Annotated in this window: 12 protein-coding genes and 1 pseudogene; 5 read left to right on the top strand and 8 right to left on the bottom strand. The window is 61.8% G+C overall.

What is annotated here, in order from left to right:
• Positions 1-68 precede the first annotated feature (68 nt).
• The 3 genes from AB8B20_RS27850 to AB8B20_RS27840 all read left to right on the top strand — a co-directional run bounded on the left by AB8B20_RS27850 (position 69) and on the right by AB8B20_RS27840 (position 2,568).
• Complete coding sequence (locus AB8B20_RS27850; protein WP_439073868.1) at positions 69-1,493, top strand: NAD-dependent succinate-semialdehyde dehydrogenase; 1,425 nt, start codon at positions 69-71, stop codon at positions 1,491-1,493.
• 298 nt (positions 1,494-1,791) lie between these two features.
• The gene (locus tag AB8B20_RS27845; RefSeq protein WP_439073869.1) at positions 1,792-2,049 is read left to right on the top strand and encodes a hypothetical protein; all 258 of its coding nucleotides are present in this window, start codon (positions 1,792-1,794) and stop codon (positions 2,047-2,049) included.
• A gap of 114 nt (positions 2,050-2,163) precedes the next feature.
• Positions 2,164-2,568, top strand: coding sequence for a hypothetical protein (locus AB8B20_RS27840; protein WP_439073870.1), 405 nt, complete (start codon positions 2,164-2,166; stop codon positions 2,566-2,568).
• Positions 2,569-2,972: 404 nt separating this feature from the next.
• Here AB8B20_RS27840 and AB8B20_RS27835 read toward each other — a convergent pair whose 3' ends face one another.
• Genes AB8B20_RS27835 through AB8B20_RS27810 form a run of 6 tightly spaced genes read right to left on the bottom strand, consistent with a single transcriptional unit; the run spans position 2,973 to position 8,548 of the window.
• Positions 2,973-3,989 (bottom strand): alpha/beta hydrolase fold domain-containing protein, encoded by a 1,017-nt coding sequence (locus AB8B20_RS27835; protein WP_439073871.1) that lies wholly within the window; start codon positions 3,987-3,989, stop codon positions 2,973-2,975.
• A 34-nt stretch (positions 3,990-4,023) separates the two neighbouring features.
• Positions 4,024-4,647, bottom strand: coding sequence for an NADPH-dependent FMN reductase (locus AB8B20_RS27830; RefSeq protein WP_439073872.1), 624 nt, complete (start codon positions 4,645-4,647; stop codon positions 4,024-4,026).
• Positions 4,648-4,693: 46 nt separating this feature from the next.
• Positions 4,694-5,137 carry a cupin domain-containing protein gene (locus AB8B20_RS27825; protein WP_439073873.1) on the bottom strand — a complete coding sequence of 148 codons (444 nt, stop codon included), beginning with the start codon at positions 5,135-5,137 and terminating at the stop codon, positions 4,694-4,696.
• 28 nt (positions 5,138-5,165) lie between these two features.
• Positions 5,166-6,350 carry an LLM class flavin-dependent oxidoreductase gene (locus AB8B20_RS27820; protein ID WP_439073874.1) on the bottom strand — a complete coding sequence of 395 codons (1,185 nt, stop codon included), beginning with the start codon at positions 6,348-6,350 and terminating at the stop codon, positions 5,166-5,168.
• Positions 6,351-6,404: 54 nt separating this feature from the next.
• Positions 6,405-7,694, bottom strand: a complete 1,290-nt coding sequence (locus AB8B20_RS27815) for an MFS transporter (protein WP_439073875.1) — start codon at positions 7,692-7,694, stop codon at positions 6,405-6,407.
• Between the two features lie 2 nt (positions 7,695-7,696).
• On the bottom strand, positions 7,697-8,548 hold the full coding sequence (locus tag AB8B20_RS27810; RefSeq protein WP_439073876.1) for an alpha/beta fold hydrolase: 852 nt from the start codon (positions 8,546-8,548) through the stop codon (positions 7,697-7,699).
• 213 nt (positions 8,549-8,761) lie between these two features.
• On the opposite strand from AB8B20_RS27810, the gene AB8B20_RS27805 reads away from it, so the two are divergent.
• Complete coding sequence (locus AB8B20_RS27805) at positions 8,762-11,455, top strand: LuxR C-terminal-related transcriptional regulator (protein WP_439073877.1); 2,694 nt, start codon at positions 8,762-8,764, stop codon at positions 11,453-11,455.
• 442 nt (positions 11,456-11,897) lie between these two features.
• Here the strand turns inward: AB8B20_RS27805 and AB8B20_RS27800 are convergent, their stop codons facing one another.
• Complete coding sequence (locus AB8B20_RS27800) at positions 11,898-12,521, bottom strand: isochorismatase family protein (protein ID WP_439073878.1); 624 nt, start codon at positions 12,519-12,521, stop codon at positions 11,898-11,900.
• 485 nt (positions 12,522-13,006) lie between these two features.
• Between AB8B20_RS27800 and AB8B20_RS27795 the strand changes: the two are divergent.
• Positions 13,007-13,248, top strand: a pseudogene (locus AB8B20_RS27795) (DUF1348 family protein); the annotation flags it as partial.
• On the opposite strand, the gene AB8B20_RS27790 reads toward AB8B20_RS27795, so the two are convergent.
• Entirely contained in the window at positions 13,153-13,374 is a 222-nt protein-coding gene (locus tag AB8B20_RS27790) for a hypothetical protein (protein ID WP_439074080.1), read from the bottom strand. The pseudogene AB8B20_RS27795 and the gene AB8B20_RS27790 overlap by 96 nt on opposite strands.
• Positions 13,375-13,968: the final 594 nt, after the last annotated feature.

Below are 13,968 nucleotides of genomic sequence, written 5' to 3'. Positions count from 1 at the left end.
TATGATTGGATGCCGCGCAAGTGAGGCGGAGTCAACCGCTTCCGACGACCGAGAAAGTGCACTTCGACATGACCTATCCCAACATCGATCTTTACGTGGACGGACACTGGCGCCGGGCCTCCGGCACGCCGATCATCAATCCCGCTGACGAGAGCGTGCTCGGGACGGTGCCGCATGCGACCAGAGCCGATCTCGATGACGCGCTCGATGCGGCGGTGCGCGGCTTCAATGTCTGGCGCAAGACGGCACCGAACGCGCGCGCGCAAATCATTCTGAAGGCTGCGGCGTTGATCCGCTCGCGCGTCGACGAGATGGCGACGGCGATGGTGCTGGAGCAAGGCAAGCCGCTCGATCAGGCGAAGCTCGAAATCCTGCGCGGCTGCGAGATCATCGAATGGGATGCGACCGAAAGCATGCGCATGTATGGCCGCGTGATCCCGGCCGGTCCCAGTCTGCAACACACCGTGTATCGCCAGCCGATCGGCCCCGTTGCAGCATTCTCGCCGTGGAATTTCCCAATGAGCTCACCTGCGCGCAAGGTCGCCGGCGCGCTGGCGTCCGGCTGCTCGATCATCCTGAAGGCGTCGGAAGAAACACCAGCCGGCGCGCTGCAGCTGGTGCGCGCGTTCCATGATGCAGGCCTGCCGCCAGGCGTGCTCAATCTGGTGTTCGGCGATCCCGACGAGATTTCAGGCTATCTGGTGCCGCATCAGGCGATCCGGCTGATCACGTTCACCGGTTCGGTGCCGGTCGGCAAACATCTCGCCGCCATGGCCGGCCAGCACATGAAGCCTGCGATCATGGAGCTCGGCGGACATGGCCCGGTGATCGTGTGCGACGACGCAGATCCGGTCGCGACGGCAGCCGCATCAGTCGCCACCAAATCGCGCAATGCGGGCCAGGTCTGCGTCGCGCCAACGCGGTTCTTCGTGCAGGAGAAGAACTACGAAATCTTCGCAAAGAGTTTTGCCGAAGGCGCCGCCAAGCTGAAGATCGGTAATGGCATGGATCCATCCACGCAGCTTGGGCCGCTTGCCAATAGCCGCCGCATCGAGGCAATCGAGCGGCTGGTGTCGGACGCCAAGGATCGCGGTGCGCGCGTGCTCGCGGGTGGCCAGCGCATCAACAATCGCGGTTACTTCTACCCGCTCACCGTGCTCACCGACGTGCCCGACGATGCTTTGGCGATGAACGAGGAGCCGTTCGGCCCCCTCGCCCTGATCAATCCAGTGCGCGATCTCGACGAAGCCATCGCCAAGGCCAATGCGTTGCCGTTCGGCCTCGCCGCCTACGCTTTCACGAAGTCTGCCGACAATGTGCAGCGGATCTCGAACGACGTGGAAACCGGCAATCTCACCATCAACCACTTCGTCGCATCGACGGCAGAGACGCCGTTCGGCGGCGTCAAGGATAGTGGCTATGGCCGCGAAGGCGGCACCGAAGGCCTCGCCTGCTACACGGTGACGAAGAACGTGTCACATAAATTTATGTGAGTTGTTTTTAGAGGTCGGAACGCATTCTGGTTCTTCAAGCGGCGTTTGAAGAACCAGCATCGCGCCTGCTCTCGGGCGTTTGGCCAATGCGTGCAGACGCGTGCAACGCACGCGTTCGCGTGTACCGCTTTCAGAATGATCTACTGGCGAGATTCCAGGGGCTGCGACCCCGTGTAAGGCGAAAAACCTGGTTTACGGTCCCTAGACCGGGGGTCGCTGCGGACCAATAGGTCGACCACGCGGACATGGTCGCCGATCTTGTAGCCATTCGAACGAAGCGGCATCAGCCAAGCCTTTCGTGCTGGTTCTGTCCCGGTCGATTCCTCGCGACCTCGACATGCTCCTGTCGGCCGGGCTAACCGACGTAAAAAAATACGACGCTTTTCATAGTCAAAGGATGAACGATGTCACGGGCTGTGTCATCTTCGCTACGATGAACCTCGAGCAAGCTATCGCCGTCAACGTCCCCAACGTTCTGGATACCCAGGCGCTCGTCATGTCGTGCGGCATCGGCAACCGCCGGCCCGGCTGGGATTTCGCGCCGCGCTGCTCTTAAGCGCAAGCGCCGCATCGTGACGGCCGGGGCGCGCTGCGCTCTCGGCCTGTCGTCGAGGGCGTCGACGATGCCATCGCGCTCGTCGAGTTGAAGCCGAACTGCGGCAAGGCCGCAATGAAGCGCGGGCCGTATGACTTGCACCGCGAACCGCGTTCGCCGCTCAACTGGCGCGCCGCGTCACCGCTCTCGATCGGCGCGGCGCGCGCTGAATACTTCGCATGGCAAGACGCGCTCGTGCGGCTCGTCGCTATGCTGCGCGGCGCGCTCGTCGAATATGAGCCGGTTGCGCCGACGGCGGTCGCGTTCCCGTGGATCGACGGGCAACCGACTTCGCGCGTGCTATCTGACGGTTTTCCTGGTGGTCTGTTGACGGTGTCGCTCGGCCTCGGCCCGACTCGCCCGGCGACGCGGCGGTCGTATGAAACCGATCTTGAGGTTGAAGCTCGGCGCGCAAATGAATTATCAGCGCGCTCGAATTGCAAAAGCCGCTGCGGCGCAGGCGTAACATCAAATCAGTGAGAGGGTACGTTTACGGTGAACGGGTCATGCGGCTAGAGATCGATCCGTCGGATACGCTGGGGCGGGGCAAGGGGCTTGATAGATCGGTGCGCGATGATTGCGCGCGGCCTTGCCGCTCGCGCCGCTTTGCCTGCGCCCTTCCTAGCCTCGCCGATCGCCGCTCCCCGCATGAGATAAAGGGTCCTTCCCAAGGGTGGGGCGCGCGCGCAGCCGCCGCAGCCCGGACTTTCCCCAGTTTGGCAGTTTGAAAGTCACGGTTGACCGAGTTGACGCCATTGCCACCCGGTTGACGTCGAGTGATCACTCAAATCGGTGATGTCCGCTTGCGCCACAAGCTGACGAACAGAATCAGATGCGTCTGCTCATTTTTGGAGCACATAATCCAGAAGGGTCGTGAACTGCTGTTAGGAACTCAAATGCTCCGTCAAGAACCTGGCCTGAATATCGAGTGCTTCTGTCGTTTCCAGCAACTCTGGATACTTGGTCCAATGGACATGCGGCATCGCATCGAACACAACCAGTCTTGCATCAACGTCGGCGCACAATAGCGCCCGGTGGAAATTGCAGGTTCCGCTGAGGAAGAAATCGCGGGTCCCCGACATGCATAGTGTCGGCGGAAACCCGTCGAGGTTGGCATGGATCGGCGACAGTACCGGGTCACTCAGATGTGCGTCAGCGAGATAGCCCCTGGCCTGTTCCAGCACTGCCGTTACACGCGGCGCCAGTCCGATCACGCCGAACAAGGCTTCCGTATCGCCAGTCCTGGTGAAATCCGCAGTGCCTGAGAAGAAGCCAATTGCGGCGGGCAGCGGCAACGCGAGCTGACGCGCACGGACGACGGCCTGCGCCGCCAAAACGGCGCCTGCAGATGATCCGTAGATTGCGATATCCTTTGCGGCTCGGGTCTCGAGTAGCGCACGATAGACCGCAACCGTGTCCGCGACGGCGGCAGGATAGGAATGTTCTGGGGCCAGACGGTAGTCGACAGCGAGCACCGGCAGTCCGGTGCGCGCTGCGATCGGGACAGCCTCGGCGATCGAGCGGGCACCAAGCTTGAATGCGCCGCCATGCAGATTGACCAGCAACTGCCCGTGTGTCCCTGGTGCAGGGTCCCGCGGCGTTACCAGTCGTCCCGGCACGCCGCCGACCGTCACGGACTCGACCGAGACCGCATACATCTCGAGCAACTGCACCTCGAGGATCGCCTGCGCCTCATCATAGAATTTGCGCTCGATCTCGATCGGTGCGGTCAAACCATTGGTCGGATCGGGCAAGCTGTTGCGCAGCCTTATCATATTGGCGGCGGCTGCGCTGATGCTGGTGGGGAGTGGGACGTGCAAATCGACGATATGCGTCGTGCCATCGGGCAGGAAAGTAACGCTGGGTCCTCTGGAAGAACGTGGCGCGGCCAGCTCTGTCATCGTGATCCTCCCGGCGTCCTTTGCTATCTTGTCACTAAAGATACTGCATTCCTGGCGCGTCCACGCCATCGACGCGCCGCGCATTCATCGCCCGCGCGAAGCTGACGACCTGTCGCGCCATAACCGCAAGATTGCGCTCGACATCGAGGTCGAGGCAAGTGTCGCCATCGAATATCTTGCCGGCTGTGTTGATCGTCACGCCAAGCGGCGTGTTCCAGCCGCGCAATGCGTGAACAACCGAGCGCAGGGCTGATAGCGTTGCACCAGCCGCCTGCCAGCCACCGGCGCAGGCGATGCTCCCCACTGCGCGCCCGTCGAAATAGACGCGCGCGTCGCGGTTCATGTCCTCGGTATAGTCGAGCGCGTTCTTGATAAGGCCCGAGATGCCGCCGTGATAGGCAGGCGCGGCGAGAATGATCCCGTCGGCATCGCGTAGGGCGGCGACGAACGACATAGCGTACTTGTCGCGCACCGGGTCGGCGGGATTGTACAGCGGAAATGAAAGCGACGGGCCATCGAACATCTGCACTCGCACACCGGCCTGCGCTGCGATCCCGAGAGCGTAGCGCGCCGCCAGTTCGGACGAAGAATTGGGGCGATGCGTGCCGCCGATCCCGACGATCAGGGGCGTGCGTGGCTTATTAAAGAGAGCGTTCATCATGTCTTTCCGCCAGGGCGTTTTCGCGAGTCCGGTGCGCCAGATGTCAAGCGCCGGGAGGCGGGAGGAATTCGACTTCGTGCAAGGCCGCCAGCCGCACGACCTCGGCCGGATCCGGTACGTTGTGGATCGCCTTGAACAGGTCGAACAGTTTTCGCGTCGGGGACACCCAGAACAGGCACTTCACCGTCTGCCCGGACTTGTTGAAGATGCCGTGCGGAATCCCCATCGGCAGCCGGGCGAGATCGCCGGGCTTCGCCTGCGCATCCGTACCGTCGAGCCAGAAGTCGAGCGTGCCTTCCAGCATATAGATGAACTCATCCTGAGTCGGATGGATATGCGGCGGCACGAACGTGTCCGGCGGAAACGTGGCATGCCAGGACAGCGAGTTTTCCGAGAGCTGCTTCGGCACATAGGTCTGACCGAGAATATTCCAGGTGATGTCCTGGACACTCGACGTGGCGCTGGTGACGCCGGGGGTCATCATCATGGTTGCGATTCCTTCAATTTGAATGGCGCTATTCGGCGGCGACGGACAGTTCGGCGTCGGCCAGCCGGCGCCGTTCCTTGAGCATCGGAATGACCTCGTTGGCGAGCCCGGTGATCGTGCGCACGACCTTCCAATGCGGCATATTTCCGCGATGGATCTGGAAGATGATGCGGCTGGTCTGCGCCTCCTCTGCCCACTTCTCGATCGTGTCCGCTACTGTCTTGGCGGTGCCTGCAACGACACGGAACTGCTGACGGATCTGAGCCCAGTCGAATGCGCCGCCATGACTGGACGGCAGCATGCGGCCGTTGCGCTTCTGGAATTCCTCCAGCGACAGATAGCCTGGTGCATCGATGAAGCGGCCCGCACGGGTCAGCGTGGTAAAGAAATAGCGTACATGCGGCTCCATCTCGGCCAGCGCGCTCTCATCATCATCACCGATGTAGCACATGCAGACGATCGGCACCTGCGATGGACGAATCGTATGGCCGTAATGCGCGGCCCGCTCCTTCAGCGTCTTCTGCGCCGCGAGTTGCGAGGTGATCGGGCTGAAAGTCGACGAATAGCCAAAGCCCATTTCGGCGGCGAGCTCGATGGTGCCGGGACTTCCCGATCCAACCAAATAGACCGGCGGGTGCGGCTGCTGATACGGCCTCGGCCACATATTAAGGTAGCGATAATTGTAGAATCGCCCGAAGTGACTGATCGGCCCTTCCTGTGTCCACATCTTCATGATCACTTCCAGCGCCTCGCGCTGGCGCTCGCGGGCAGTGACCGGATTGACGTTGCTGGACCAGTATTCCATCGGCGTGCCCAGCGGGAACGCGAATTCCATGCGACCGCCCGACATCACGTCGAGCATGGCATAGGATTCCGCCAACCGATGCGGATGGTCGAGGCCCGCCGGCGTGCCCATCACGCAGATCTTGCCTTTGGTCTGTGGGATCAACGCGCCTGCCAGAATACTGGGCACCGGCATTAGGCTGTAGGGCGTATTGTGATGCTCGTTGATGCAGACGCCGTCGAAACCGAGCTTGTCGGCAAGCACCAGCTCGGACAGGTAGCGTTCGTAATATTCGTGGCCCTTCTTCGGATCGAAATATTTATTCGGGAAATCGACCCAGAGCGACTCATAGTCGTCGATATTCTCCGGCAGATCGTAATACGGCATGAAATGCCAGGCCATGAATTCGGTATCAGGAAGGATCGGCATGATTGGCGCCTCGTTGATTGCAAGGATGACAGTTGTTGCTGAGTGACGTGCGGATCAGGCCTGCGCGGGCGCAGCCTCGCCCGGTGTCACCGCGGTGCTGGTTTTTGCGAAGGAGGCCGTCGTCGCTTCCGGATTGATGAGCAGCCAGGCGATCAGTGCGACACCGAGCTGCAGCGCGCCGAGGATCATGAAGCCGGTCGCATAGCCCTGGGCCTGGGTGGCGCCGCGTTCCACCAGAATGCCCATGAAATAGGGTGCGAAGGATCCAGCGGCGGTGTTCGCCACCGTGGCGAACACCGCGAGCATGCCGCCGCGCTGCGCCACCGGCGTCACTTCGGCGATGATCGCCGGGCTCAGCGTCCAGACCAGCGTTGGCAGGCCGAATCCGATAGACAGCAGCAGCAGTTGCAGTGCCCCCGGCTGCAGCTGCGTCATTGCGATGGTGGAGAAGCCGCCGAGGCCAAGCGCACCTGTCAGCATCCATCCGCGCGAAAGCCGGCTCGACACGCCCTTCTGGATCAGTCTCTGCGACACGAAACTACCGATCAACACTAGTACGATGCTGGTCAGCCAAGGCAGCGTAGTGAGCCAGCCGGCCTGGGTCGTCGAATAGCCGAGGCCTTTCAGCAGATATGGCGGCAGCCAAGCCAGGAAGATGGTGATGCCGCAGGCGACCGAGAAGCCGGCGATGGTGTTGCCGAGGAATGTGCGATCGAGCAGCAGCTTCGGATATGGCACCCGCTTGACTTCGGCCACGCGAGGCGTCGCCGTCTGCACCTTGCCTTCGCTGCCGGTGATCATCCAGACCACCACCCATAGCAGGGTCAGTGCCGCGAGCACGGCGAAGCCGGTCCGCCAGCCATAGCCGGCGATGAGATAGGCGACCACCGGGCTTGCGAAGATGATGCCGAAGGCCGCGCCTTCGGAGACAATGCTGGTCGGCATCGCGCGGTCCTTGTCCTCGAACCACTTGAAGCAGGCATGCAAAGCCACCGCGAAGGCCGGACCTTCGCCGATGCCGAGCAATGCACGGGCCATCACCACTTCCGTATGTGTGGTGGCCCATAGCATCGGCAGTTGCGAGAGAGCCCAGATCACGGCGAGCACCGTCAGCACCCATTTGGCGGGATAGCGGTTCAGCGCAAAACCACCGGCAATGCCGGCCACGGGATAGAGCCAATACATGGCGCCGGCGGCGAGACCGAACTCGCTCGGCGACATATTGAGATCGCGCATGATCGGCACGGCGGCAAAGCCGAGGACGGCGCGATCGGCGAAAGCCAACACCATGAACAGCGTCAGCATGAACACTATATACCAGGGCTTCCACGGGCTCGGCTGCATGGTTACGACGCCTTCTTGGTGATGCGCGCGGCAGGTTTTGCAGCGGCGGGGCTCTCGTTCAGGAAGTTCGAAACGATCCCGGCGGCAGCAACAGGCTGCTCGTCGAGCGGCAGGTGACCGACGCCCGCCATGGTTTCGAGCTGCGCATTCGGAAGCAGCTTGAGCCAGGTCTCGGCCTGCGCGAACGGCTTGATGCGATCACCCTCGCCCCACAGCAGCAGCGTGGGCGCGGAGATGCGATGCAGCCACTGGTCGAGCTTGGGATTGCCGGGCCGTTCCCACACGAGCCGCGCCGACGAGATGGTCTCGCGATAGCGCAGCGTCATAAAGTCGAGGTCGTGACCTTCCGGCATGAACGGTGCCAGCACCGCGGGATCGGCGACCAGATAGACTGACACATCCTTCGGAGGCACGGTGAACAGGTCGGTGGACGGTACATCCTTGATCACCAGTCCGCCTGGCGAGACCAGAACCAGCCGCGCGATACGCGCCGGCTGTACGATTGCGATCTCCGATGCGATCCAGCCGCCGAGCGAGGAACCGACCAGGTTGATCTGATCGAGGCCGAGTGCGTCGAACAGATCGAGATAATGCAGCACATGGTCGTTGATCGACTCGATGCGAGCGTCATCGGCGGATTCGCCGAAACCGGGGTGGTAGGGAAGAATAACGCGATGGGTCTTCACCCAATGCCGCGCAAAGCCGAAGCCGGCGAAGGTGCCCGAGCCATGCAGATAGACCAGCGGCTCGCCGGATCCCGCGCTGTAGACCACGGTGTTGATGCCGTTGATCTCGATCTCCTGCCGCTCGAAGCCGTCGAGCGCCGCTTTCGTTCGATTAAGTACCGATGCCATAAATCCCCTCGATCCGCCTGAATGTGAAGTCTGACAGGAGGCTAGGGGCCGGGGTCGCGGAGCGTCACCTATCGAAAGATAGCGAATGACATTTCTGCGACGGTAAAGCGCTTGCGGCTTGCGCTCCGGCTGTCATCATACCCGTTGAAGAGCGCCGGGATGCGCCGGTTGGCACCATCCTTGCAAAGCGCCAGATCTCTGCGGGTGGAAATGATGACCGACTATATCGTTGAAGATATTTGGGAAATCCCACCGCTGCCGGTCGCCTTCATAAATGGTGGCGACACAACGACCGACGCGCATGCGGAACTTGCATCGGGCATTGTTCGCCACCATCTGTCTCTTGGGCTGAAACGGACATCCCTCCCGCCTCTCACGCTGGTTAATGCGCCTGCAGGCTACGGCAAATCCAGCCTGCTGCGGCAATGGATGCGCGAATTGGCGAAGGCCGGCTACCAACCGCTCTACATCATGCTCGACGATGACCGCGCAACGGTGATCCGCAGCGGCAGACGGCTGCATGCGGCGATCCAGCTCGACGATCATCAGGCGCTGATGCCTTTCATCCGCAACTGGCTCGGCACGCGGACGCGCGGCATCGTGCTGGTCGATGGCGGCCATGTCTTGCCGGATGCCATCGCGCAGAGCCTGTGCACGTTCTTCCTGCAGCTCGAGCTGCATCAGCATGCGCTGTTACTGACGACGCGCCATCCGCTCCGCGTCGCCCTGGCGCGCGCGCGCGCGCTGAAACGCGTGCGCGATATCGGCGTCGGGGATTTGCGACTAACGGCAGACGAATTGACGGAGATCGCCGCCGTTGAGTTCGGGCTGGAGCTAGATCAGCGCGCGTCGACCGAGATTGCGGACGCGACCGGCGGATGGCCGGCAGCGGTCGGCATTTATCTGCAGCGCGCCAGCGCGATCGGTGTGCCCGCACTACTACGCGAGATGCGGCGCGGCTCCCGCCTGATGGATGACTTTTTCGCCGAAGAAATCCTGCAACCACTGCCGGCACCGCTGTGCGATTTCTTGATCGGCGCCTCCGGACTTGGCACATTAACCGCGGGCGCCTGCGACGCCGCGCTCGCCATCGAGACCAGCGCGGAATTACTCGACGACGCGGTGAGCGCGGGCCTGTTCATCCATCCCGTCGATGGCTGCGGACAGGACTACCGGCTTCATCCGCTGTTTGCCACCTATCTTCGATCCCTGCTGATGCGATCTGGCCGCGTGGAGCATGATGCGATCGCGTTGCGCGGCGCCGACTGGTTCGAGCGCGACAACCGAATGCCGGAAGCCTTTGATTGCGCCCTGCGTGCCGAGGCATGGGACAAAGCCGCCGCGCTGCTGGACGTGTTCGGCATGCGCGCCTGCCTTACCGGACAAGGCGAACTGGTCACCGCAATGGCGCTCAAGCTGCCTCAGGATGTGTTGCGGCAGCACCCGCGCGCAGCGGTATTCGCAGCGCGCGGCGCGTCCACCGGCTGGCGCTTCGGTCTTGTCGAGGATTTCTTGCGGCTCGCCGACGAGACCACCTTGCGCGACGATGCGGCCGAACTCGAAGGCCTTGTGCTCCACAGCCGTATGCTGACGGCGCAATATGAGGACGATCAGATCGCCGCCGGGCGCAAATGCGCCGATTTACTGAAGCGCATCGACAGTTTCGACCACTATACCCGCGGCACGATCTTCGGCTCGCTGCTGTATGCGCGGCGCGAGCAGTTCGATTTCACCGACGCAGCTGAACTTGAAGCCGCGGGCGTGCGCGAATTCAATCTCGGCGAACGCCTGCTCGGCATGGTGTGGCACCTCTCAGTGCTTGGACCTACTCATGCTATGCGCGGCGACCTTGCGACAGCGGCTCGGCGGCTCGAGGAAGCCGCAAGCATCGCCGGCAATCTCGTCGAAGCCGAATGGATCGCGTCGGTGCCTGCTTTGCTACTCGCCGAAGTCTGCTACGAGCGCAACGACCTCACGCAGGCTAAAGCGCTGATCGACCGGCATCATCTGGCGCCGCGGGTCGGCTTCATCGACCAGTATGTGGCGGGCTATGTCACCGGCGCAAAACTGCTGGCGTACGCGGGCGACATGGCGGCCGCCCATCGCCGCCTAGACGAGGGCATGGTGCTGGCCGAGAGCCGGTCGCTGGCGCGCCTGCGTCAGGCCATGATCGGAGAACGAGTGAAGTTGCTGCTAGATGACGGCGAGCAGCAACGCGCTTTCGAGATCGGGCGCCAGGAAGGACTGCTCGGCGCGGCTGACGGTATGCAGCCGCGGGCAGACTGCACGACGCGAGACGAAATGCGCGCCGTCTCGTGGTTCAGGCTCGCGACCGCGCGCGGCGATCTGACACCCGCCATCGAGCTCGGCCGGATTTGGAAGCGTTTCGCGGTCAGGGCCGGCGCCTTTCGGTCGGCGATCCGGTGGGAGTTGCAGCTTGCCCGCGCTTATGTTGCGCAGGGCCAGACGACCCGCGCGCAACGCGAATTGCGCAGCGCGCTGGCCCGCGCCGTCACCGGCGGCTTCGTGCGCAGCTTTCTCGACGAAGGTGCGCCAGTCACGCGCCTGCTGCAGGAACAGCTCGGCGCCTCACATATCCGCACCTCCGCAACGGATTTGCTCGTCGCCCGATTGCTGCAGGCCGCCGCTGCCGATTGCAACGTTTCTTCGACGGCAACTAGACCACAGGCCCATGCCGCGGGCATGCCCAGCCCCGAGCGGCTCACCCGCATCCAGGCAGAAATCCTGCAGATGGCCAGCGCCGGCCTACAGAACCGCGAGATCGCGGTGCGCGTCGGAATGACCGAAGGCTCGGTCAAATGGTACATGCAGCAGATCTTCAACAAGATCGGCATCCGTAAACGAGCTGGGTCCCTTGAGCGAGCACGATCGCTCGGGCTGATTTAGCATGCCAGACCGACGAAGTCCGCTTTGCGCCAAAAACCGCAGCGGCAAAACGCATCTCTGCTGCGGCGACGGCAGCTAAGGCTCGAGCGAGCTCTCTTTACCTGCGGGCTCTCTCCATAATCAAACTTATGCGAATCGGAGCGGATCGAGGTCCTAGCGGCTTTCCTGCCAGGTTGGGCCTCGCGCATCCTGCACCTGAACAAGGCAGCTAGGCCAGCAATCAGAACACTCCTGGCCCAGAGCGCAAGGACCGCGCTTGCTTCGGCGATCCAGCGGGAGCCGGTGCCAGTTGAATTCCCAGCGTGGCCGCAAGGCCGATGTTTGTTTGGGTTGAAAAGGTCCGCGATCGACAGTTCGTCGTTACGTGTGCCGCAACAATGTGCCGGACAAATGGATGCCGGCCTAGAACGGCCGGCATCCATTTCGGATCAAAACTCAAGGCCTACTTCTGGCCCTTGGCGGCCAAGAAGCCGGCCATATTGTTGGCCGAGAACGGCAGATGGTCGCCCATCAGCTTCGCATGCGCTTCGCCCGTGGGAGAAGCCCAGCTCCCTAGCAGTTCGGCGCCAACGGCGACCCAAGTGATTGGGGTCACCCCGACCTGGACCATGCGCGCAATGGCCGCGTCTTCGACCCGCTTATCCCAGGTGCCCGACGCGTCCAGCACTGCGTAGACGTCGTACCCAGCTTGGCGCGCCGACAAAGCGGCGAATGCGACACATACTTCAGTGGAAATTCCAGCGATCAGAAGCTTCTTGCGACCGGTCTTCTTCACCGCTGCCACAAATTCCTCGTTGTCGAAGGCGTTGATCTGCCCAGGGCGGTGCACGACAGTGGCATTCGGAAGTCCTTGTGCGACCACCGGCATGATCGGGCCATTCGGGCCATCGGCGGCACTGGTGGTGATCACCGTGGGCAGCTTGTAGATCTGCGCAATCGTGACAAGCGCCTTCACATTATTGATGAATTCTGGCGGGCTCTGGGTCTGCACTCCGTTGGCAAGTCCAGTCTGATGGTCGACAAAGAGCACTGCTGCGTTGTCGGCGGTGAGACGATCGTATGACATGGTCTGTTCCTTTCGATGACGGGTGGTGTTGAAATCTGATGCCGTTTCGTTCGACCGGCCGAACATGTCGTTTCCGTCGGCGCACCACTAGCCATCGATTTCGTGACTCACCGTCCCTCATCGCGGAACGTCAGCCTCCGTCGCGTCCTCTTGAACACGCCCGGTCTTGCACTGAGAGGAATAGTCCTTTCCGCATTACGCGGATTAAAAATGGTCCCGATGCGGCCAGGTTCTCCGGCAGGGGCGAACTCATGATCCACGCCTCAACAAACTATGAAACGCCTCTTGTTCCCGCCGTTGCTGGCGACGGTCGGCCTTGCAATGCCTATTCAGGCTTTTTCGGCACCGCGCTCCGAGATTTCTATGTCGGCCCCGCGCGCAGGTCCCCACTATCGCTATGCGACGGTCAGCATCGCCCCCGATGGCCTCATTGTCCTGCGCAGCCGCCTACATTTATCGTCAATTGATTCCCGAGGAGAAGCGAGATGACCCGTCCACCACTTCCACCATTCCACCGACAGAGTGCCATCGAAAGGTTCGCTTGGCTGAGGACGGCTGAAATAGCCGTGATCCTGCTAAAGTTGCCCTCGCCTACACATCGGATACCCGCTGGCGAAATCGGGCAGAATTTCTAAACGGCCGTGACCAGATAGAGGCCTTTCTTACCCGCAGATTTAATCGCGAGCTTAATTACCGGCTGATCAAGGAGATCTGGGCTTTCGCAGGCGGCGCTGACACGGGTGCTCATGATCGGATTGGTCCGGCCTTGCTTGATGGCCCCCTGCAGATCGTGCTTGCTATCCACGAAGAGGCACCGCTCGCCGCACACGTCCTGCATCCAGAAGGGCGGCACGCGTCCGCCAAAGTCAGGTGCTTTGCCGATCTGGCCGTTTCCCGTCTGCGCGCGAATCGTCTGCTCAACTAATCGCGGCAGCCTCGGCGACGAGTCTTCATCGATCCCACCAAATCGGGCGACGGCGGCGATTAGCGCGGCGACACTTGTTCAGGAATACGCAATCAGCCCGCCTCAGTCGGCCCGACAGTAGCCTTTGGATGAACCGTGATCGGCACGACCTGGCCCAAAAAATTCGCGAGATCTAGGAAGCGATGCTCGTAGAATCATTTTCGAAATCGTCATCCCTCCGGCAAGCGCACATACTCGTCATGATAGACTGCAAGGTTTTCGTAATAATCCGCCTCGTCCTTGCGCTTCTCTCGCTCAGCGAACCGACGAGTCGCCGTGTTGTCGCCCGTTAAGGGCACGACACCCGAATGCGTAAGCTGAAAAAACAGCATCTTCGGCCGGAATAATCGTCCAACATTCTAACGATGGCGTCCGCACCTTGAGCTTTCAATGAGAACGGCGCGCCGATCTCCAAGTCCTATCGACGGCCCAAAGTTGTCGAAAGCATCCAAGTCGCGCTGGTTGACGGCATCTGCGAAACGG

Origin of the sequence: Tardiphaga sp. 866_E4_N1_4, from assembly GCF_052076075.1 — a bacterium.
Lineage (GTDB): Bacteria > Pseudomonadota > Alphaproteobacteria > Rhizobiales > Xanthobacteraceae > Tardiphaga > Tardiphaga robiniae.
Note: the sequence above shows the minus strand (reverse complement) of the source record. Positions and strands in the feature narration are given on the sequence as shown.